The organism is Brachybacterium netajii (SeqCode), assembly GCF_054114245.1.
Genome location: NZ_JBSYXB010000011.1, coordinates 40377 through 62043, shown reverse-complemented (window position 1 = coordinate 62043; position 21667 = coordinate 40377). Strand labels below are relative to the sequence as shown.

The window sequence follows — 21667 nt, the reverse complement described above, 5'->3', positions numbered from 1 at the left end:
TTGCTCATCTATGTGCGCCCCACATCGTCACTGCCAGGCACAACGCCACGTTGCTCGCAAATAGTCTGCACCTTGCTTACAATTGCACGATGTCCGATGCGTTGCGCGTCCCCCCATTCCCCTTCGACTCCTCGCTCGCCGCCAAAGCGGTCGAGCTCGAGCGCCGTCGCGGAGACCTGCCGAGGACTGCCGATCGGCTGCCCGCGCTGGCGGAGATGAGTCAGCTGTATCGACTCATCTCGAGCATCGCCTCGGCGCGGATCGAAGGCAACCGCACCACGCTGGTGGATGCCGTCGAAGGAGCACGCCTGCGGGAGTCGCGACCCGGGCTCGATCTCGGCGATCCGATCCTGGAGATCCTCCATCTCGAGGACGCGGCGGAACACGTCGACCGGCACGTGGCCCCAGGTTCGCCGCTGACCCACACACTGGTCAGAGAGCTCCACCATGTCGCGACCGACGGATTGCAACGCGAGGGCGACGAGACGCCCGGCCAGTATCGAGAGAGGAATGTCCGCATCAGCGGATCCGCCCACACGCCGCCTGCGGCGTCGCTCGTGCACCCGCTGATGACCGACCTGCTGGACTTCGCCAACGCACCCGCGGAACCCCATATGCACCTGGTCCGCATGGCGGTGGCCCACCATCGCTTCGTATGGATCCATCCGTTCGGCAACGGGAACGGGCGCACCGCCCGCCTGTTCTCCTACGCCATGATCCGCGCCTACGGGTTCGCACCGGACGTCGACTACCCGACGATCAACCCCACCACCGTGTTCGGGGCAGATCGGCAGGGCTACTACGACCATCTCGCAGCCGCCGACTCCCTCTCCGACGACGGCCTCCTCTCATGGATCGAATTCGTGGTGAGCGGGCTCCTGCGAGATGTCCAGGCCGTCCATCGACTCTCCGAGGCCGACACTCTTCTCCGCCTCGTCCGCAGCGCGGTGCACACCGCGCTGGCTGCCGGGAGCATCTCCCGTTCCGACGCCGACGTACTCACCGCCACAGCGTCGGGAACTCCCTTCAAGGCCGGAGATGTCGCCGACGCACTCCCCGGCACTCCCTCGGCACGCTCGCGAGCGATCGCGTCTATGGTCGATCGTCAGCTCCTGAAGCGCACGGCTCCGACGAGCCGCACCTACCAGGTGCGACTGTCCCCGAACGCGGTGACGCCCTTCCTCTTCCGTGAACTCGACCGACTGCACGTCCTGCCGTCGATCATCCGAGACGAGCCGTGACCCCCTCGCACCCCACCCGACCGTCCGGCGCCGCCCGCCCCAGCCACCGCTCGGCCCTGCGTCGTAGGCTCTTCCCATGAGCATCGCGATCAAGCCCGCCGAGTCCGTCAGCACCGCCCCCGTCGTCGCCGCGGGCCTGATCGGAGGATGGCTGACCGCCCGCGAGACCGGCATCCGTCCCCTCGGCGGCGTCGTCCTCGCGGCCGCCGGGATCTACGCCGGTCGCACCTGGCTCGCGCGTCGCGGCCCGGCGACGACCGCCGTGCTCGGCGCCACCTACGCGCTCGGCTTCGGCCTCTCGCACCCGCTCGCCAAGAAGGTCGGCTCCTGGCCCGCCGTGCTGACGGTGACCGCCGTCGCCGCGGGCGCCGCCGCGGTGCTCTCCGACGCCGCGTACAGCGACTGGACCCCGGTCGACGACGAGGCCTGAGCCTCCCGACGGGCCCGTCGGCCGACGATCGCGGCCCGGCCCGTCGAAGCCGTCCCGTCGGACCCCGCCCGTCGGCTCCCCCGATCCGCCGCCGTGCGGCGCGTCCGGCCCCGCCCGGCACGATAGTTGACTAAGCTAAGTCAGCCTGCCCGTGACCGCCCGCTCCCCCATCGCCGCGGAGCACCCCGACACCCCTGCTGGTCGCACGCCGGCTCCTCGGGCTCCGCCTGCCCGCCCCGCACCCCCATCGAGGTCCTCCTCCCCCATGCTCGAGAACATGAGCCGTCTGTTCCAGACGGTCAAGCCCATCCGCCTCCGCCTCATCCTCGGTCTGCTGAGCGCGATCGCGGCGTCGACGTCGTCGCTGATGATCCCGCAGACGCTCGAGTGGATCATCAACCGCCTGGACGCCTCCCCGACCGCCGCGGTCGTGTGGACCGGCTGCGCGATCGTCCTCGGCATCGGCCTGCTCGAGGCCGCGCTGATCTACCTGCGCCGCGTCTTCGCCGTCGCCCCGTCCACGACGATCGAGAAGCAGATGCGCGTCGGCTTCTACCGCAAGGTCGTGCGCATGCCCGTCGCGTTCCACGACGCGTGGGGGTCCGGCCAGCTGCTCTCGCGCATGATGAGCGACATCAACATGATCCGCCGCTGGGTCGCCTTCGGCATGATCATGATCGTCACCGACGTCGTCACGATCACCGTCGGCACCGTGCTGCTGTTCCGCTCGAGCGCCCTGCTCGCCGTCGTGTTCCTGGTCTTCGCGATCCCGGTGTGCGTGCTCGCGTTCCGCTTCAACCAGCGCTTCACGCACCTCTCGCGGCTCTCGCAGGACCAGAACGGCGACCTCGCCACCACCATCGAGCAGTCCGTCCAGGGCATCCGCGTGCTCAAGGCCTTCGGCCGCGGCCCGACGGCGCTCGAGGGCTTCACCGCCCAGGCCGACGAGCTGCGCCAGACCGAGGTGCGGATGGCGACCGCCATGGCCACCTTCAACATGTTCATGTTCATGCTCCCCGAGATCGCCCTCGGCATCGCGCTCCTGCTGGGCCTGTACGAGACGGCGCACGGCCGCATGGACACCGGCCAGCTCGCCTCCTACTTCGCGACCGCGACCATGGTGATCGGGCCCGTGCGCATGCTCGGCAACCACCTCGGCCAGGCGATCAACACCTCCACCGCCCTCACCCGCCACTACGAGGTGATGGACGACGAGAACCCGATCGTCTCCCCCGAGGACGCCGCGCGCCCGACGACGGACGCCGCCCGCGGCGAGGTCCGCCTCGAGGACGTGCACTTCCGCTACGCCGACGCCCCCGACCATGTGCGCGACGTGATCGACGGCGCCGATCTCACGGTCCGCCCCGGCGAGACCATGGCGCTCGTCGGCATCACCGGCTCCGGCAAGTCGACGCTCCTGCAGCTCGTGCCCCGCCTCTACGACATCACCGCCGGACGCATCACCATCGACGGCGTCGACATCCGCGCCATGGACCTCGTCTCCCTGCGCACCCTCACCGCCGTCGCCTTCGAGGAGGCGACCCTGTTCTCCGACTCGGTGCGCGAGAACGTCCTGCTGGGCGCCGATCCCGCGCTCGACGAGGCCGCCCGCGAAGAGCTCCTGGCGCTCGCCCTCGACACGGCCGACGCCTCCTTCGCCCTCGACCTCCCCGACGGCGTCGACACCCGCATCGGCGAGGAGGGCATGAGCCTCTCCGGCGGCCAGCGCCAGCGCCTCGCCCTCGCCCGCGCGATCGCCGCCCAGCCCGCCGTGCTACTGCTCGACGACCCGCTGTCGGCCCTCGACACGAAGACCGAGGAGCGGGTGACCGCGCGCCTGCGCAGCGTGCTCGAGGGGACGACGACGCTGATCGTCGCCCACCGCACCTCGACCGTCGCCCTCGCCGACCGCGTCGCCCTGATCGACGGCGGACGCATCACCGACGTCGGCACCCACGCCGAGCTGATGCGCACCTCGGCCCGCTACCGCTACGTCATCGCCAACCAGGAGGAGGAGGCCCGCCGCGACCAGGACATCGAGACCCTGACCGGCGAGCTCGACCTCCGCGGAGCCTGGGGCGGCCGTGCGCCCGACGTCGGACCGGAACCCGACCCGCAGAGCACCGACCCGCAGAGCACCGAGAAGGAGGAGAGCCGATGACCGCCCCCGCATCCCCGCGCGAGGAGGACGTCGAGCAGCGCGAGCTCACCCCCGAGGAGAACCGCGAGGCCCGACGACGCTCGTTCCGCCTGCTCGGCGAGCTGATCTCGCCCGTCAAGGGCCAGTTCGTCGCCATGAGCCTCATGGTCGTCATCGCGCAGCTCGCCGTCGTCGCCGGCCCCGCGATCATCGCCTGGGGCATCGACACCGCCCTGCCCGCACTCATCGCGGGCGACGGCGCCCCGGCCCTCGCCGCCGCCGCCCTGCACATCAGCTGCGCGATCATCGGCGGCGTCCTGACCTTCGGCTACGTGCGGCAGGGCACCGTCGTCGGCCAGCAGATGCTGCTGTCGCTGCGGCGCCGCGTCTTCCGCTTCACCCAGAAGCAGGACCTCGAGTTCCACGAGCGCTACACCTCCGGCCGCATCGTCTCCCGACAGACCTCCGACATGGAGGCGCTGCGCGAGCTGCTGAACTCGGGCGTCGACATCCTCGTCGGCTCCTCGCTGTCGATGGTCTACACGGTCATCCTCATCATCGTCATGGACTGGGTGACGGGCCTGGTCATGCTGCTGATGCTGATCCCCGGGGTCATGCTCACGGTGTGGTTCCAGAAGCGCTCGCGCGTCGAGTACCGGGCGATCCGCTCGCACTCGGCCCGCCTGATCGTGCACTTCGTGGAGGCCATGGCCGGCATCCGCGCCGTCGCGGCCTTCCGCAAGGAGACCCGCAACGAGGCCGAGTTCGACACCCTCGCCCAGGACTACCGCGACGCCTCGCTGCGCTCGATCAACGTCTTCGGCATCTACCAGCCGTCGCTGCGCGTCCTCGCCAACGCGACGATCGCGGTGGTGCTGCTCGTCGGCGGATTCCGCGTCGTCGGCGGCGACCTGCAGGTCGGCGTGCTCATCGCCCTCGCCCTGTACTCGCGGCGCTTCTTCCAGCCCATCGACCAGCTCGCCAGCTTCTACAACACGCTGCAGTCGGGCCTGTCGGCCCTCGAGAAGATCGCCACGTTGCTCGCCGTCGCCCCGCACGTCAAGGACCCGGCGCGTCCGACGCCGCTGCCGACCTCCACCGGCCGCGTCGACTTCGAGGACGTCTCCTTCCGCTACTCGGCCGACGGGCCCGTCGTCCTCAAGCCCCTGGACCTGCACATCCCCGCCGGCCAGACCGTCGCGCTCGTCGGCCAGACCGGTGCCGGCAAGTCCACCGTCGCGAAGCTGATCTCCCGCTTCTACGACGCTACCGAGGGCCGCGTGACCCTCGACGGCGTCGACCTGCGCGACATCACCCTCGAGGACCTGACCCGCAACATCGTCATGGTCACGCAGGAGGCTTACCTGTTCTCCGGGACCGTCGCCGACAACATCGAGCTCGGACGCCCCGGCGCCCCGCGCGAGGACGTCGAACGGGCCGCCCGCGCGATCGGCGCCGACGTCTTCATCGAGCAGCTCCCCTACGGCTACGACACCGACGTGAACAAGCGCGGCGGACGCGTCTCCGCCGGCCAGCGCCAGCTCATCTCCTTCGCCCGCGCCTTCCTCGCCGACCCGCGCGTGCTCATCCTCGACGAGGCCACGAGCTCCCTCGACATCCCCTCCGAGCGGATGGTGCAGGAGGGGCTGACGAAGCTCCTCGGCGAGCGCACCGCGCTGATCATCGCCCACCGCCTCTCGACGGTGATGATCGCCGACCGCGTGCTCGTCGTGCACGACGGCGAGGTCGTCGAGGACGGCTCCCCGCAGGAGCTCGTCGCCGCCGGCGGGAGGTTCGCGGCGCTGTACCGGGCGTGGCAGGAGTCGATGTAGGGGGCGGAGGTCTCGGGTGCGTCACCGGCCCGGGCCGGCTCGTCGGCACCCGGGGCCGTCGCATAAAATGGTGGGGCTCCCGCGACATCCGACGGCGCCCGGGCACGCTCACTCGGTCTCGCCTGCAGCATCACGACGCCGATCTGCCCTCGGGAGCCGCGCATGGCCACACTCGCACTCATCATCGGACTTCTCGCCGTCACCGTCGTCTGCGTGGCGCTCGGGGAGAGAGTGCGATTGCCGTACCCGATCCTGATGCTCCTCGCGAGCTCGCTGATCGCCTGCATCCCCGGGCTGCAGCACTTCTCGATCGACGCCCACCTGATCCTGCCGCTGTTCCTGCCGCCGCTGCTGTTCGCGACCGCGCAGAAGACCAGCTGGTCCGTGTTCCGATACCGCTGGCGGACGCTGCTCGTGCTCGCCGTCGGCCTCACCGCGATCACCGCCTTCGCGGTCGCCGGGACCGTGTGGCTCCTCGTGCCGGGCCTCGCCGTGCCGCTCGCGCTGATGGTCGGCGCGATGGTCGCCCCGCCCGATCCGGTCGCCGTCGAGGCCGTCGCCGGCCCCGCCCGCATGCCCCGCCGGATGCTGTCGATGCTGCAGACCGAGGGCCTGTTCAACGACGCCGTCGCCCTGGTCCTGTTCACCTCCGCGCTGTCGGCTCTGACCAGCGGCGACGAGCTCGGCTGGGGTCTCGTCCCCGAATTCCTCCTCGGCGCCGCGATCGCCGCCGCGATCGGCTTCGGGATCGGCTGGCTGTACCGGACCGCGACCCGCATGGTGACGACGACTGCCGCCCGCACCGCCATGAGCGTCGTCGTCCCCTTCGCCGCCTACATGCTCGCCGAGGAGCTCCACGCCTCCGGCGTCATCGCCGTGGTCATCACCGCCCTCGAGACCCGGCGCAAGAGCCGGGCCGAGGACTCCGAGGCCCGCATCTCCCGCTACACCTTCTGGGACGTGGCGAACCTGCTGGTCACCGGTCTCGCCTTCGGCCTCATGGGCATGCAGCTGCGCGACATCGTCGTCGAGGAGGGGTGGGCGGTCCTCGACTACCTGCCGCTGTGCGCCGCGGTCTGCGCGATCGTGATCGCGCTGCGATTCGTCGCGATGCTCGTCGTCGCCCCGCTCGAGCGCTCCGGCGGCGAGCAGCACGTCAGCTGGAAGGACTCCGTGGTCCTGACCTGGTGCGGCATGCGCGGCCTCGCGACCCTCGCGCTCGCCCTCGCGATCCCCACCACGACGGCCTCCGGCGACCCCGTCGAGTACCGCAACATGATGATCATCGTCGCGAGCGCCGTGCTCCTGGTGACGCTCGTGCCCACCGGCATCGGCCTCGGCTGGCTGCTGCGCCTGCTCAAGCTCCAGGACGACGGGTCCATCACCGACGACGAGATCAGCGAGCTCACCGAACGCGGCAAGCAGGCCGCCCTGGCCGCGATCCAGGAGCGCTTCGGGGAGACCGGCGAGCTCTCCGAGCAGCAGATCGCCGCCCTCAAGAAGAAGTTCCGCAGCCTTCGACAGGAGCTCGACACCACCACGCAGGCGATGGCGGCGCTCACCCCCGACGGCGAGGTCGCCGACCCCGAGGAGATGCGGAAGCTCCAGGCCAAGCGCAAGATGATCCGCCGCGGACGCGAGCTCATGGTCGCCGCGCAGACCGTCGGGCTCGACGCCGCCCGCGCCGAGGTCCTCCAGGCCCGCTCCGAGCCCGGTGTCGACCCCGAGGCCGCCGACCACGTGCTGCGGCAGCTCGACCTGCAGATCATGGCGGCACCGCCGGCGCACGGGAGGGCGAAGGCGAAGGCGGGGCGCTGAGGAGGATCCCTGCCCGGAGGGCGGAGTGCGGAGTGCGAGAGTGCGAGAGTGCGCAGACAGGCCAGTGCTCTCCGGCGCCAGCTCTGAGGGATACGACGCCGACGGAAACCCCCGCACGGCGTAGGATTCTTGGACAGGCTGTACCGGATCGGACCGCTCTCGATGATGCGTTGCTGGTCAGGGCGTGTGTGCCCCGTGCAGCGGGGATGAGCCTGCGCTGATGAAGGCCAGGACGGCCTCCTCGGCGTGTTCCCCGCGCAGCGGGGATGAGCCCCTCGGGTTCGAGCACCGCGAACGAGTCGATCGGTGTGCCCCGCGCAGCGGGGATGGGCTCCGCTCACGAATGACGGTCCGGCCTCCGATCCGGTACGACCCAGCCCCAGCAGGCGACACGGGTTCGAATCCCGTTGGGGGGCATCGCACGATCCCAGCGTCCCTCCGCCTCCCTTACGGCGGCTCGCCCTCTCCCACGTCTCCCTCATCCCCCTCATCTCCGGCCCCCTCGCCCTCGCCCCCGCGCTCCCGCTCCGACCTCGTATACCGCGCCGGGTACGTCGTCCGCGTGATGCCGTGGAAGCTGGTCCACCGGACGCCGTGTCCGGCATCGGACGCACCGGTGCCCGTCGTCTCGACGCCCGCCGCGTTGTTCTCCTTGTCGTTGTGGTGGACGCAGGTGCCCTGCCCGTTGCTGAATGCGGTCACACCTCCGCGGCTGTGGGGCTCGACGTGGTCGAGCTGGCGGGGTGCGGCGTTGCAGAAGGGGCCGCGGCAGGTGCCGCCATCGCGCCAGCGGACGAGCCGCTTGAGCGCGGGCGGGAAGGCTCGGGCGACGGATTCGACGGCGACGAGCTCTCCGGTGCGCGGGTGCGTGTACAGGCGCCTGAGGGCGACTCGCATCGCGGGGCCGTCGGGTCCGAGGGGCTCCTCAGGGGGTTGCCCGTCGGGTCCGGGGGCCGGCTCCTCGAGCGATCGGCGCAGCTGCTCGCGCACGAGCTCGGGCGGGACGGGCCCGTAGCCCTCGATGTGGGCGACGTCGTCGGTGCCGGGGTCGAAGAGGGCGCGGTCGGTGATGATCGCTCCGACCTCCAGGGTGACGGGCTCGAGCCCGCCGTCCTCCCCGGTGATGGCTCTGACCAGGGAGTCCGCCATGATCGCCTGGTGTCCGCGGTCGTCGCCCTCGGCGCGGAGACGCTCGGACTCGAGCTCGAGGCGCTTCATCGCCGCGCGGGCTCCGACGGCCGGCAGGTACGCCTTGAGCGTGGCCATGCCGTGGGGCTCGTGCGTGAGCGTCACGTGCGCGGATCGGCGTTCGCGGTGGTGGCGGTCGGCGGCCTTCTGCGGGTCGTCCGTCCGGACGAGCTTCGCGAGGTCCGCCTTCCAGCGGCCCGTCCCCTCGTCCTGCCGGAGGGGCAGGAGCTTCTTGATCTCCTGGTCGACCTCGCGCTGCTCCTCGGGCTCGAGCGGTCCGACGGTGCCGGCGGCCATGTGCGCGACGGCGTCCATCATGCGCCCGTGGGCGAGCGCGTCGAGGGTCTCGGGCATGGTCCCGACGAGCCGACGGGCTGCGGCGAGATCGCGGCCGACGGAGGTCGTGGACTTCCGCGTCGCCATCGAGAGGTCCTGGCGGATGCGGCTCGCGACGGCTCGTCGGGCGCGTCGTTCGGCGCGGTCCGCGGCGGGCCCCTCGTGGGCGTTCTCGGCGCGCGCCTCGGCGACGGCATCGCGCTCGGTGGCCTCGGCGAAGGCGACCGCGGCCCGGTCGCCGAGGGCCTGGAGGGCGCTGCGGGCGTCGGCGATCGCGAAGACGATCGCGTGATAGTCGCCCGCGCTGCGGGAGCCGACGTCGAAGAGCGCGCCCGGGTCCGACGCCAGCTCGGCGAGCTCGGCTGCGACCTCGGCGAGGATCTCGCCGGCCGGTCCGGGCTCCTGCCCGCGCAGACCGAGACGAGGAGGACGGGGCGTGTCGCCGTCCCTCTCGTGCGGTGCGCTGATGCAGGTGGTCATGGCTCCATGCTCCCGACGGCGACGCCGGTCCGACAGCGCAGGCCCGAGAATGTGGACCGCGGGGGTCTGGGGAGGAGCACTCCCGCCCCGGGTCCCCGGCTCGCGTCCTCGGCTCGCATCGTCGGCTCGCATCCTCGGCTGGCATCCTCGGCTCGCACCGTCCGACCGCCCGCTGCGCCGCCCGCCCCCAGCCCCCGCCCGGGCACCCGGCCGATAATGGCCGCATGAGCACTCTCTCCGACTTCTCCGCGACCGCCATCGACGGTTCTCCGACCGCTCTCTCCCAGCATCTGGGCTCCGTCGTGCTGGTGGTGAACACCGCCAGCCAGTGCGGCCTGACGCCGCAGTACGAAGGCCTGCAGGCTCTCCACGAGCGCTTCGGCGAGCAGGGGCTGACGGTGCTCGGCTTCCCCTGCGACCAGTTCGGCCATCAGGAGCCCGGGACCGAGTCGGAGATCGCGCAGTTCTGCTCGACGAGCTACGGCGTCACCTTCCCGCTCCACGCGAAGGTCGAGGTCAACGGCGACGGCGCGCACCCGCTGTACCAGTGGCTGACCGGCGCGCACGAGACGCCCGCGGGGTCGACGATCGAGCCCGGCGACATCGCCTGGAACTTCACGAAGTTCCTGCTGGACCGCGAGGGCCGCGTCATCGCGCGCTTCGAGCCGACAGTCACGCCCGACGAGCTGACCGGCCCGATCGAGGACGCGCTGGCCGCGAAGGCCTGACCCGCCCTCGGGCGGGACGGATCCGGTCTGTCGCGCCCGACCGGCCCGAAGCGCCCGTCGTACGCATCCACGGTGCACCGGCGGCACGCCTCGTCGGATCACTCTGCGCCGATCGCTTGACAGCATCCCGCTCTGTGCCGCATCATCTCCGTCATACGATTAACGCATCGTCGCTGAGCACCTAGGAAGCACCGGCAGGACGGCATCACCGCCGCCCGCCGGAACCCCTTCCGCCGACGAGCCCGAGCCGCCGAAGGAGGCGCACCATGGCCAAGCGCCCCACCATGCACGACGTCGCCGCATCCGCCGGCGTCTCCCAGGCGATCGTCTCGCTGGTCCTGTCGGGGAACTCCGCGGGACGCGCGTCGGAGACCACCGCCCAGCGCGTCCGCGAGGCCGCGACGGAGCTCGGCTACCGCACGAACCTGCAGGCCAAGACGCTCAAGACGGGCGTCGGCGAGATCGTCGGCCTGGTGGGCGACGAGGTCGCGACCTCCCCCTTCTCGGGCCAGATGATCAAGGGCGCCCAGGACCGCGCCTGGCGCGAGGGCAACGCGCTGATGACGGTCGACACCGGCGGCGAGCAGGAGCTCGAGGACGCCGCGATCGAGACGATGCTGTCCCACCAGGTCCGCGGGATCCTCTACACCGCGATGTACCACCGCGAGCTCGAGGTCCCGGATGCCGCGCTCGAGGCGCGCACGGTGTGCCTGAACGCCCGCGACCTGTCCGGTCGGGTCCCGAGCGTCGTGCCCGACGAGGAGCGCGGCGGCTACGAGGCCACCCGGCTGCTGCTCGAGGCGGGGCATACGCGCATCGGCATGATCAACATCTTCATCGGCGAGACCCTGCCGGCGGCCCGCGACCGGCGCCGCGGCTACGAGCGCGCGCTGCGCGAGGCGGGCATCGAGCCCGATCCCGAGCTCGTGCGCGCGGGCAGCGGTCTTCCGGCCGACGGCGATCGCGGGACCCGCGAGCTGCTCGCGCTCGACGATCCCGCCACCGCGATCTTCTGCGGCAACGACCGCACGGCGCTCGGCGCGTACCAGGCGCTGCAGGCGTCGGGCCGGCAGATCCCCGAGGACATCTCCGTCGTCGGATTCGACGACCAGGACGTGCTGCGGGACTTCTTCCACCCCCCGCTCACCACGATGCAGCTCCCCTTCCACGCGATGGGCGAGCGCGCCGCCGACCTGCTGCTGGACCCGTCGGCTCCCGCCGAGGTCCATCCGATCCACTGCCCCGCGATCCTCCGCGGGTCCGTCGCCCCTCCGAAAGGACACGCCGCATGAGAACCGACACCGCCGTCGGGCCGGCATCCCCACCGGGCTCGCCCGTCCCCGCCGCTGGCCCCGCCTCCGCCGGCAGCGCCGGCAGCTCCGCCCTCGCCGGCAGCTCCGGGAGCACCAGTCGCACTGATCGCGCCAGCCGCCCCGGCCGCCCGACCTCCGCCGACGGGCGCCCGCCCTCGCGACGCCTCGCGCTGCTGCGACGCGTCCTCCACAGTTGGCAGTTATACGTTTTACTCGCGCCGGCGCTGATCTACCTCGTGGTGTTCAAGTACTGGCCGATGTACGGCGCGCAGATCGCGTTCCGCGACTACAACCCGGCCGACGGCTTCTTCTGGAGCCCCTGGGTGGGCCTCGAGCACTTCCAGGCGTTCATCTCGAGCTTCCAGTTCGGGCGGATCCTCGCGAACACGCTGACGATCAACACCGTCGGCCTGCTCGTCGCCTTCCCGGTGCCGATCATCCTCGCGCTGATCGTCAACCAGATGTCCAACGAGCGCTTCAAGCGGCTGACGCAGACGATCCTCTACTCCCCGAGCTTCATCTCGGTCGTCGTGGTCGTCGGCATGATCCGCCTGCTGTTCTCCCCGAGCTCCGGCCTGGTGAACCACCTGATCGGGCTCGCGGGCGGGGAGTCGATCTTCTTCATGGGCGCCCCGGAGTGGTTCCGTCCCCTCTACATCGGCTCGGACATCTGGCAGAACGCCGGATTCTCGATGATCATCTACCTCGCGGCGCTCACGGCGATCGATCCGTCGCTCCACGAGGCGGCCCGGATGGACGGGGCGAACCGCTTCCAGCGCATCCGCCACATCGACATCCCCGGCATCCTCCCGGTCATCTCGATCCTCTTCATCCTGGCCGTCGGGAACATCTTCAACCTCGGCTTCGAGAAGGTCTACCTGATGCAGACAGACCTCAACCTCCCGACCTCCGAGGTCATCAACACCTATGTCTACAAGGTGGGTCTGCAGGGCGCCCAGTTCTCCTACTCGGCGGCCATCGGGCTCTTCAACTCCGTCCTGAACCTGCTCCTTCTGCTGACCTTCAACTGGGTCGCCAAGAAGGCCGACCAGTCAAGCCTGTGGTGATCCCGATGACGAGCTCCCCGACGACCTCCGCCGCGCCCTCCGTGCCCTCCCCCGGCGCGCACTCCCCCGGCGCCCCCTCTGCCCCGTCCCCTGTCTCCCGGCCCGCCCGTGCGCAGCAGCGCGCGAGCCGCATCGGCGACATCCTGTTCGTCGCGATCGCCTACGGCATCATCGCGTTCGCGATCATCGTGATCGTCTACCCGCTGTACTTCATCGTCATCGCCTCGATCTCCGATCCGACGCTCGTGCAGCAGGGGAAGGTGGTGCTGTTCCCGCGAGGCGTGACCTTCGACGGCTACACCACGATCTTCGGCACGTCGACGATCGTGCGGGGCTTCCTGAACTCGGTCCTCTACACGACCGTCGGCACCGTCATCAGCGTGACGATGATCCTCTGCGGGGCCTATGCGCTGTCGCGCAGGGACATGCCGGGGCGGAACATCTTCATGATCCTCTTCGTCATCACCATGTTCTTCGACGGCGGCATGATCGCCCGCTATCTGGTGGTGAAGGAGCTCGGAATGCTCGACACGATCTGGGCGGTCGTGCTCCCGGGCGCCGTCGGCGTCTGGAACCTGGTGATCGCCCGGACGTTCTTCGAGCAGAACCTCTCCCCCGAGCTGCGCGAAGCCGCTCAGCTCGACGGGGCGAGCGACTTCCGCTTCTTCTTCAGCATCGCCCTGCCGCTTTCGACCTCGCTCATCGTGCTCATGGCGATGATCCACATCGTCGCGAACTGGAATGCGTTCTTCGACGCGATGATCTACCTGTCGGACGAGTCGAAGTATCCGCTCCAGCTGATCCTCCGCAACGTCCTGATCCAGTCCCAGGCCAGCTCGGGCGGGCTCGACATGGCGTCGATGGATTCGACCGCCGCCGCCCAGAAGATGGGCGAGCTGCTGAAGTACGCCATGATCGTCGTCTCCACGGTCCCGCTGCTCGTCGCCTTCCCCTTCCTGCAGCGCTACTTCGTGAAGGGCGCGACGCTCGGCGCCCTCAAGAGCTGACCGCCGGTCCCCGCGCACACCGCCCGACGACGCACACCCTCCACCACCGCCCCGTCATACGAAAAACTCCCCTCTCACCTGCGACCATCCCGCTCTCCGGAGCACATGACGAAGGAGTCATCCCATGTCCAGCAGCCTGACCCCCACCCCGGCCGGCACCCCGTCCGACACCCGGACCGGCACCCGGCCCGACACCCGGCCCGACACCCCGTCCAGCCCCCTCTCCCGCCGCCGCTTCGCCCTCGGCGCGACCGCCCTCTCGGTGACGGCCCTGGGTCTCGCCGCCTGCGGGCGTCCGTCGGCCGAGGCCGTCGAGGACCTCTCGGCCGACGTCGGCCTGACCGACTCCGGCCTCCCGATCGTCACCGGCGATCTCACCCTCTCCTTCGGCGGCGCGAAGTCCGCCCTCGCCCCCGACTACGAGACCATGGAGCTGGTCCAGACCTGGGCCGAGGACTCCGGGATCACGATCGACTGGGTCAACGAGCCCGACGAGGTGTGGGCGGAGAAGAAGAACCTGCTCCTGGCCGGCGGCGATCTGCCGGACGCCCTGTTCAACACCGGGCTGAGCGACGCCGAGGTCACCAAGTACGGGGAGAACGGCACCCTGCTCGCCCTCGAGGAGCTGATCCCCGAGCACGCGCCGACGCTGAACGCGATCCTCGAGGAGCGTCCGGACATCCGTTCGGCGATCACGAGCGCCGACGGCCACATCTACACGCTGCCGAGCGTCGAGGAGCTCAACCTCGTCGAGTTCCCGCGCATGCTGTTCATCGACACCGCCTGGCTCGAGCGCGAGGGCCTGGCGCTGCCGACCACCGTCGACGAGTACCACGAGGCGCTGCTGGCGTTCCGCGACTCGGGTCCGAGCGGCACCCTGCCCCTGTCGTTCATCGGCGCCGGCGACATCGCCGACCTCATCGCCGCGATCGGCGGCCAGGCCGACAACCCCGATCACCGCATCGTGCAGGACGGGAAGGTCATCTTCACCGCCCACCAGGAGGGGTACCGCGACGCGCTCGCGACGCTCCACACCTGGAGCACCGAGGGGCTCATCGACCAGGAGGCGTTCGCCCAGGACTATGTCGCGTTCATCGCCAAGGGCAAGGCCGATCCGCAGACGCTCGGCTCCTTCTACTTCTGGGAGATCCCCGAGGTCGTGGGGACGGAGCGGGAGGACCAGTACGAGCTCGTGCCGATCTTCCCCGGCCCCGACGGGACGCGCCGCGCCTGCGTCGCCAACAACCAGGAGATCAACCGCGGCGCCTTCGCGATCAGCGCCCGCAACGAGTACGCCGCGGCGACGCTGCGCTGGGCCGACATGCTCTTCGACCCGGTCATGAGCGCGCAGGCGAACTGGGGTCCGATCGGCGTGACGCAGCAGGTCAACGCCGACGGGCTGCTCGAGCAGATCCCCGTCGGCGAGGGCGAGACCGAGCAGGAGCGCCGCGTGAAGGTCTCCCCCGGAGGCCCGAAGATCATCACCGCCGAGGACTTCGAGACCGTCGTGCTTCCCGAGCCCCGCGCGGCCGAGCGGCAGGCGCAGATCCTCGAGCACTACGAGCCGTACCGGGCCAACGAGAAGTACCCGCCGGTCATGCTGTCCCCCGAGGAGCTCGACCGCCTGTCGACCATCGAGTCCGACATCCGCACGCTCGTCGAGGAGAAGGCCTCGACGTGGATCGTCAAGGGCGGCATCGAGGACGAGTGGGACGGGTACGTCTCCCAGCTCGAGACCATCGGCGTGAGCGAGCTCGTCGCCGTCTACCAGGAGGCCTACGACCGCTTCACCGACGCGGCCTCCTGAGCACCGCCGCCCCACCGCACCCCCGCACCCCCCACTGACGGAGAGACCATGACCGCGCCCAGCGCAGCCCTCACTGACCGCCATCGACCCGCCCTGCATCTCACCCCGGGATCGACCTGGATGAACGACCCCAACGGGCTCATCCGGCACGACGGACGGTGGCATGCGTTCTTCCAGACGAACCCCGAGGGGAGCCAGTGGGGCCGGATCAGCTGGGGCCACGCGGTCTCGGACGACCTGGCGACCTGGGAGGAGCTGCCGATCGCCATCCCGTCGTCCGAGACCGAGCTGATCTTCTCGGGGAGCGTCGTGCACGACGCCGCGAACGTCTCGGGGCTCGGAACCGGCGCCGCCGGCTCCGGTGATGGCGCCGGCTCCGGCGCCGGCGGCTCCGGTGATGGCTCCGCCGCCGACGGCCCCCTCCTCGCCTTCTACACCAGCGCCTACACCGACCGGCATCCGACGCTCGCGGGCCGCCAGGCCCAGTCGGTCGCCTCCTCGACCGACGGCGGCCTCACCTGGACCCCCTATCCCGGGAATCCGGTGCTCGACCGCGGGAGCGAGAACTTCCGCGATCCGAAGGTGCTGTGGCATGAGGAGACCGGGCGCTGGGTGATGGTCACGGTCGAGGCGCTCGACCACACGGTCCACCTCTTCACCTCCCGCGACCTCCTGACCTGGGAGCATGCCTCGGCCTTCACCCATCCCGCGCTCGACGGCGGGATCTGGGAGTGCCCCGATCTCCTGCGGGTCCCCGTCGATGGGCCGACGACCGAGTCCGACGACGGATCCGCCCGCGAGGCCTGGGTGCTGATCGTGTCGACGAATCCCGGCGGTCCGGCGGGCGGCTCCGGCGCATGGTGCTTCGTCGGCGAGTTCGACGGCACCGCGTTCACCACGGCCGACGAGCAGCCGCGCCCCCTGGACCTCGGTCCGGACTGCTACGCGATCGTCTCCTTCGCCGGGGTGGCCGGCGAGCCGCTGCTGCTGGGCTGGATGAACAACTGGGCCTACGCGTCGACGACGCCGACGGACCCGTGGCGCTCCTCGATGACGCTCCCGCGTCGCCTCGGGCTCCGCAGCGGAGGCGCGGGCCTGCTCGAGCTGGTCCAGCGTCCGGTGGTGCCGGAGGGCATCGAGACCCTCGATCTGGGTCGTATCGAGGACCCGCAGGCCGACGGTCGGCGCTCCGCCGGCCCGCGCTCCGCCGGTCGGCACTCCGACGGCCCGCGCTCCGAGGGATCCCGGCTCCTCGCGGAGGTCGACGGGACCCGCGCGTTCCGCTGCCGGGGCACGCTGCCCGTCGGACGCGCGCAGCGCCTGGTCCTCCGCTGGACCACGGACGTCGGCCTGCGCGAGCTCGCGATCGAGATCGCGGCCGACGGGTCGGTCGTGATGGACCGCAGCCTCGCCCACCGCGACGAGTTCGCCCCCGAGCATCCGCGCTCGGCCGCCTCTCCGACGGTGCCCGGCGCCGCGGAGGTCGTCCTCGACCTGGTCGTCGACCGGTCGTGCGCGGAGCTGTCGATCGACGACGGCCGGGAGCTCATCTCCCAGCAGATCTTCCCCGGACCGGGTGCGGTGGAGATCCTCGTCGAGTTCGCCTGAGGGGTCTGCCCCGAGCCCGCCTGAGCAGTTGGCTCCGAGCCCGTGCGCGCCATCGGCCGCACGGGCTCGAGGCCGTCGCCGTCCCGCTCAGCGGTCGCCGTCGAGGCTCAGCACCGGCACGTCCGGGACGCTGAAGCCGAGCACCTGCCCGTAGAACGAGAGCGCCGCCTCGGTCGCGCGGATGATCGAGGAGGCCTGCCGGAAGCCGTGCTGCTCGCCCTCGAACAGCAGGTAGGCGTGCGGGATGCCCTTGGCGGCGAGCGCGTCGCGGAACAGCTCCGACTGGCGCGGCGGGACGATGCGGTCCTCATCGCCCTGCAGCAGCAGGACGGGGCAGGACAGCTCGTCGACGTGGCTCAGGGGCGCCCGCTCGACGTACAGGTCCCGACGCTCCGGGTAGGGGCCGACGAGGCCGTCGATGTAGCGGGATTCGAAGTCGTGGGTGTCCAGGCGGAAGCCCTCGAGCTCGGCGACGCCGTAGCTGGAGACGCCGGCGGCGAAGGCGTCGGTGCGGGTGAGGCAGGCGAGGGTGGTCCAGCCGCCGGCGCTGCCGCCCTCGATCGCGAGCCGGTCGCCGTCGGCGATCCCCTCGGCCACGAGGTGCTCCATGACGGCGACGGTGTCGGCGACGTCGACGACGCCCCACTGGCCCCGGAGGCGGTCGCGGTAGGCGCGGCCGTAGCCGGTGGAGCCGCCGTAGTTGATCTCGACGACGCCCAGTCCGCGGGACGTCAGGTAGGCGACGGACAGGTTCAGCACGGGCGGGACGTGGCTGGTGGGGCCGCCGTGGACGCGGGCGATGAACGGCGGGAGCTCGCCGTCGCGTCCGGCGAAGCCCTCCTGGCGGGGACGGTAGAGGATCGCGTGGACGACGCCGCCGTCGGCCGTGGGCACCTCGATGGCCTCGCCGATGGGCAGGGCCGACGGGGCGGGGGCATCGCTGCGGGATGAGCGCACGAGCGTCAGCGGGGACAGCGTCGGCCGGGACGGCGTCAGCGTGCTCGCGCCGCCGGTTCCGTCGCCGCTCGCACCGCCTGTCCCGGCACCGGCCCCGTCGCCCAGGTCGAGCACGGCCTCGTAGATCGCGGGGAAGGCCGTCGGGGAGGCGCCGGCGAGGACGAGGCGCCCGCGGGGGCCGACGAGGAGCCCGCCGAGGGAGGTCAGCGGGCAGTCGAGCTCGACGAGCGCGCCGGTGGCCACGTCGAGGACGCCGAGGCGGTCGGCGGCGCGGCCGAACTGCACGAGGACGCGACGCTCGTCGAGCACATGGAACCAGGTCGTGCCGAGGGTCCACAGGGCGCCGGCGAACTCCTGCTCGGCCGCGGGCTGCCCGTCGGCGAGGATCGTGCCCTCGCGGAGCACGGGGCGGGACCCCTCCTCCTGCGTCCACAGGCGCGGGTTCCACCAGCCGGTCTCGTCGGAGACGAACAGGAGGCGGTGGTCGTCGAGCCAGGCGGGCTGGAGGACGGAGACGTCATCGCCGCCGGCGATGATCTCGCCCTCGCCGGCGCTGCCGGCGATCAACGGGGCGACGTGCAGTGCGGTGCCGTCCCAGGGCATCCGCGGATGCTCCCAGCTGATCCAGGCGAGGCGCGTGCCGTCGGGGCTGAGGCTCGGGAAGGCGACGAAGCGGGCCGACGGGGTCACGCGGCGGATCCGCACGGGGTCCTCGGCGGCGGAGCCGTCGAGGGGGACGGCGGCGATGTAGCGCTCGATGTGCGGGGCGCCGTCAGCGTCGGCGCGGGGCCCCTCGGCGCCGCCGGTGTGGTCCTCGCAGATCCACCAGACCTCGGCGGTCCCGTCGGCGAGGGTGACGGGGGTGGGGCAGGCCCAGCGCAGCGAGGGCCCGTGGGCGGACTCGACCTCGGGGCCGACGGGCGTCAGCGGGCGCGGCTCCTCGCCCTCGCGGAAGGCATGGACCCGCTGGTCGGCGAAGTCGACGAAGACGATGAGGGGGCGGGCGGCACCGGAGGAGTCGGCGGCGCCGGATGCGCCGGTCTCCGCATCCGCGTCCGACGGCACCGCAGCCCAGGAGCTCCCGCCGTACTCGTGCACCCGCGAGCGGGCGTTGTAGGGGGCGGGCAGCACGGTGACGGGCGCCCCGGTGGTGCCGGTGGCGTCGGTGGCGTCGGCGGCGGCATCGGTGCCGACGGTGCCGACAGCGCCGGCGCGGACGATCGCCTGACGGCCGCCCTCGGTGGCGATCCCTTCGAGCCACCACAGCTCCTCGCCCACCAGCTGCGGACCGCCGAGGCGGGTGCCGCCGGTCGCGAGCCGGCTCGCGCTGATCGGGGAGGGCCAGGAACCGTACGGGAGCGTCGTCGTCATACGGCCCAGACTAGGCGCGGAGGCAGGCCCGCGGCGGCGCGGGAGCCGACGCCTGGGAACGGAGGGCCGCTGGGGAGGAGCATTCGCGGGGCGAGCGTCGGCGCGCGCACGGATCTGTCGCACGACGATCCGTCCCACGACGATCCGTCGCACGACGGTCGGTCATACGACGATGCGTCCGCTGATCCGCACCGTCGTCTCGCCCCCGATCCAGACGGTGCCCGTGCTGTCCGCGTCCGTGCTGTCCACGTCGATGCGGACGCGGCCGCTCCGTCCGAGGCGCGTGCCCTGGGAGACGGTCCACGGCGGCGTCCGGGCGCGGCGCTCGAGCATCCACTGGGCGATGCCGGCGTTGAGGCTGCCCGTGACCGGGTCCTCGAAGCCCGGCGTCCCGGAGTCGGGGTCGGAGGCGACGAAGCCGCGCACCTCATATGCGGGCGCGTCCTCGTGCGCGCCGCTCGCCGCGCCACCCGTCACGCCACTCGCCGCGCCGACGACCCCGATCGCGCCGAGCTTCCGCCCGGGCAGCCGGGCGAGGTCGGGCTCGAGCGCGAGGACCTCCTCGGCCGACGCCAGCTCGACGACGTACCAGCCAGCCCCGTTGTCGACCCAGGCGTGGTCGAGGATCGCCGCCGGGGCGATGCCCAGCGCGTCGGCCGCGAGCCACAGATGCTCGGGGTCGAGGGGACCGGTCCGACGCAGCGGGGGCGCCGCGAAGGCGAAGGTCCCCTGCTCGACGCGCACCTCGACGAGCCCGATGCCGCACTCCTGCACGATCCGTCGCCCCGGCGCGGCGTCCCGTCCGTCGGCCCGGCCGTCTGCCGGGTCGCCGTCCGCCGGGTCGCCGTCCGCCGGGTCGCCGTCGTGCGCCGCGAGCCAGGCCGCGGCGGTCCCGAGGGTCGGGTGGCCGGCGAAGTCGAGCTCGCCCGTCGGCGTGAGGATCCGGACCCGGTAGTCGGCGCCCGGCTGCGTCGGCGGCAGCACGAAGGTCGTCTCGGAGAGGTTCGTCCAGCGAGCGATCGCCTGCATCGCGGCGTCGTCGAGGCCGTCGGCGTCGAGCACGACGGCGAGCGGGTTCCCGCCGAAGGGGACCGCGGTGAACACGTCGACCTGGGCGAAGGCCCGGGAGCGGGGAGTCGAGGGGGTCATGCGGGCATCCTCCCACTGTCCTCCGACGGCCTGCTCAGCCCCGTGCGCGAGCCCCTGCGCGGTCCCGGCGCGTTCTCTGCCGCGGCTCAGCCCAGCGGGTGCCACACGAGCTCGAACAGCTCCGCGGGCTCGATCCCGGCGAGCGCGCAGAACAGCGCGATGTGCGCGTCCTCGGGGTCGATATCCGCTCCGTCGCCACCGCCGCCGAGGATCGTCTCGACGGGCAGCGGATCGCCCTCGTCCTGCACGAGCTCGCGCTCGAGGAGGACCCGCAGCCGGGGGCGCGTGCCGAGGACCTCGAGGGCGAACACGTCGGCGGTCCCGCCGATGGTCACCAGGACAGTGCCGTCGGGGGCGCCGGCGGCCAGCCCGGGCAGGCTCAGCACATCCGCCGTCCGGTCGACGAGCAGGGTGTGCTCGCCCACCTGCGCGGCCGACGGGCCGGTCGCCGCGAGGCCGCTCGCCTCCCAGAAGTCGAGCGGCGCGCCGAGCACGGCGCCGAGGGCGGCGGGGGCGGTGCGCGGGACGAATCCGAGCATGACGTTCAGCGACATGCCGCGGAGCCTACCGCCGTCGGCCCCGTCGGCCGGCTGCGCGACGACCGGCAGCCCGTCGTCCGACGGCGCGTCGGCCGACGGATCCGACGGGGTCAGCGCCAGCCGCGATCGTCGTCGTCCCAGGACCACCCGGACGGATCCTCCGGGCGGTAGGTCGCGGCGATGGCGTCGATCTCCTTCGGGGTGATCTCGCACAGATCGCCGAGGGCTCCCATGACGAGGGTGAGCTCCTCGCGGGCGATCCGCGCCGACTCGTCGCGCTGCGGGAACCCCTCATCGCCGTCGGAGGCGCTCCACTCGCGGCCGCGGCGGATGTGGACCTCGGCGACCGTCCTCGAGAGGGCCTGCTCCAGGCGGCGGCGCCGCTCGATGCGCTCGCGCTCGGTCGTCCCGGGATGCTGCTTCTCCATGACTCTTCACCCTGTCTCCCATAGGCCGGAGGGCGTGCTTCGCCCAGGTCTCGGCTATAGGCAGGCCCTCTGCCGCCGCAGACTGCGCGGAGGAGGAGGGGGTCGATGGATGAGGACAGCCGGTCCTCGCGGGTCAGAGTACGACGACCGGATGCGGGGCCGCAAGGCACCGCATCCGACCGACACCCCCGCTCCCCCGGTTCCCCGGTTCCCCGGTTCCCAGCTCCC

The 21667-nt window shown here is 71.7% G+C and carries 16 protein-coding genes; 11 read left to right on the top strand and 5 right to left on the bottom strand.

Annotated features, from left to right (window positions below; all coding sequences use genetic code 11):
- Positions 1–50 precede the first annotated feature (50 nt).
- The 5 genes from ACXET9_RS15070 (at position 51) to ACXET9_RS15050 (ending at position 7461) form a co-directional block, all read left to right on the top strand.
- Complete coding sequence (locus ACXET9_RS15070) at positions 51–1241, top strand: Fic family protein (protein WP_457887507.1); 1191 nt, start codon at positions 51–53, stop codon at positions 1239–1241.
- 76 nt (positions 1242–1317) lie between these two features.
- The gene (locus tag ACXET9_RS15065) at positions 1318–1671 is read left to right on the top strand and encodes a hypothetical protein (RefSeq protein ID WP_457887506.1); all 354 of its coding nucleotides are present in this window, start codon (positions 1318–1320) and stop codon (positions 1669–1671) included.
- Between the two features lie 265 nt (positions 1672–1936).
- On the top strand, positions 1937–3832 hold the full coding sequence (locus ACXET9_RS15060; protein WP_457887505.1) for an ABC transporter ATP-binding protein: 1896 nt from the start codon (positions 1937–1939) through the stop codon (positions 3830–3832).
- The gene (locus tag ACXET9_RS15055) at positions 3829–5643 is read left to right on the top strand and encodes an ABC transporter ATP-binding protein (protein ID WP_457887504.1); all 1815 of its coding nucleotides are present in this window, start codon (positions 3829–3831) and stop codon (positions 5641–5643) included. The genes ACXET9_RS15060 and ACXET9_RS15055 overlap by 4 nt, the downstream gene beginning before the upstream one ends.
- Positions 5644–5805: 162 nt before the next feature.
- Positions 5806–7461, top strand: coding sequence for a cation:proton antiporter (locus tag ACXET9_RS15050; protein WP_457887503.1), 1656 nt, complete (start codon positions 5806–5808; stop codon positions 7459–7461).
- Between the two features lie 447 nt (positions 7462–7908).
- Here the strand turns inward: ACXET9_RS15050 and ACXET9_RS15045 are convergent, their stop codons facing one another.
- Positions 7909–9465 (bottom strand): HNH endonuclease, encoded by a 1557-nt coding sequence (locus ACXET9_RS15045; protein ID WP_457887502.1) that lies wholly within the window; start codon positions 9463–9465, stop codon positions 7909–7911.
- A gap of 224 nt (positions 9466–9689) precedes the next feature.
- Between ACXET9_RS15045 and ACXET9_RS15040 the strand changes: the two genes are divergently transcribed.
- The 6 genes from ACXET9_RS15040 (at position 9690) to ACXET9_RS15015 (ending at position 16995) form a co-directional block, all read left to right on the top strand.
- Entirely contained in the window at positions 9690–10193 is a 504-nt protein-coding gene (locus ACXET9_RS15040) for a glutathione peroxidase (protein WP_457887501.1), read from the top strand.
- A 266-nt stretch (positions 10194–10459) separates the two neighbouring features.
- Entirely contained in the window at positions 10460–11485 is a 1026-nt protein-coding gene (locus ACXET9_RS15035) for a LacI family DNA-binding transcriptional regulator (RefSeq protein ID WP_457887500.1), read from the top strand.
- Entirely contained in the window at positions 11482–12573 is a 1092-nt protein-coding gene (locus ACXET9_RS15030) for an ABC transporter permease (protein ID WP_457887499.1), read from the top strand. Before ACXET9_RS15035 ends, ACXET9_RS15030 begins: the two co-directional genes overlap by 4 nt.
- Positions 12574–12578: 5 nt before the next feature.
- The gene (locus ACXET9_RS15025; protein WP_457887498.1) at positions 12579–13580 is read left to right on the top strand and encodes an ABC transporter permease subunit; all 1002 of its coding nucleotides are present in this window, start codon (positions 12579–12581) and stop codon (positions 13578–13580) included.
- A 124-nt stretch (positions 13581–13704) separates the two neighbouring features.
- Positions 13705–15387, top strand: coding sequence for an extracellular solute-binding protein (locus ACXET9_RS15020; protein ID WP_457887497.1), 1683 nt, complete (start codon positions 13705–13707; stop codon positions 15385–15387).
- A 48-nt stretch (positions 15388–15435) separates the two neighbouring features.
- A complete protein-coding gene (locus ACXET9_RS15015; RefSeq protein WP_457887496.1) occupies positions 15436–16995 on the top strand; it encodes a GH32 C-terminal domain-containing protein in 1560 nt (519 codons plus the stop codon).
- Between the two features lie 87 nt (positions 16996–17082).
- On the opposite strand, the gene ACXET9_RS15010 is transcribed toward ACXET9_RS15015, so the two are convergent.
- The 4 genes from ACXET9_RS15010 to ACXET9_RS14995 all read right to left on the bottom strand — a co-directional run bounded on the left by ACXET9_RS15010 (position 17083) and on the right by ACXET9_RS14995 (position 21439).
- Positions 17083–19323, bottom strand: coding sequence for a dipeptidyl-peptidase 5 (locus ACXET9_RS15010; protein WP_457887495.1), 2241 nt, complete (start codon positions 19321–19323; stop codon positions 17083–17085).
- Positions 19324–19485: 162 nt separating this feature from the next.
- Entirely contained in the window at positions 19486–20472 is a 987-nt protein-coding gene (locus tag ACXET9_RS15005) for a PhzF family phenazine biosynthesis protein (protein WP_457887494.1), read from the bottom strand.
- Between the two features lie 86 nt (positions 20473–20558).
- Positions 20559–21158 carry a hypothetical protein gene (locus ACXET9_RS15000; RefSeq protein WP_457887493.1) on the bottom strand — a complete coding sequence of 200 codons (600 nt, stop codon included), beginning with the start codon at positions 21156–21158 and terminating at the stop codon, positions 20559–20561.
- Complete coding sequence (locus ACXET9_RS14995; protein ID WP_457887492.1) at positions 21122–21439, bottom strand: hypothetical protein; 318 nt, start codon at positions 21437–21439, stop codon at positions 21122–21124. Before ACXET9_RS14995 ends, ACXET9_RS15000 begins: the two co-directional genes overlap by 37 nt.
- Positions 21440–21667 lie beyond the last annotated feature (228 nt).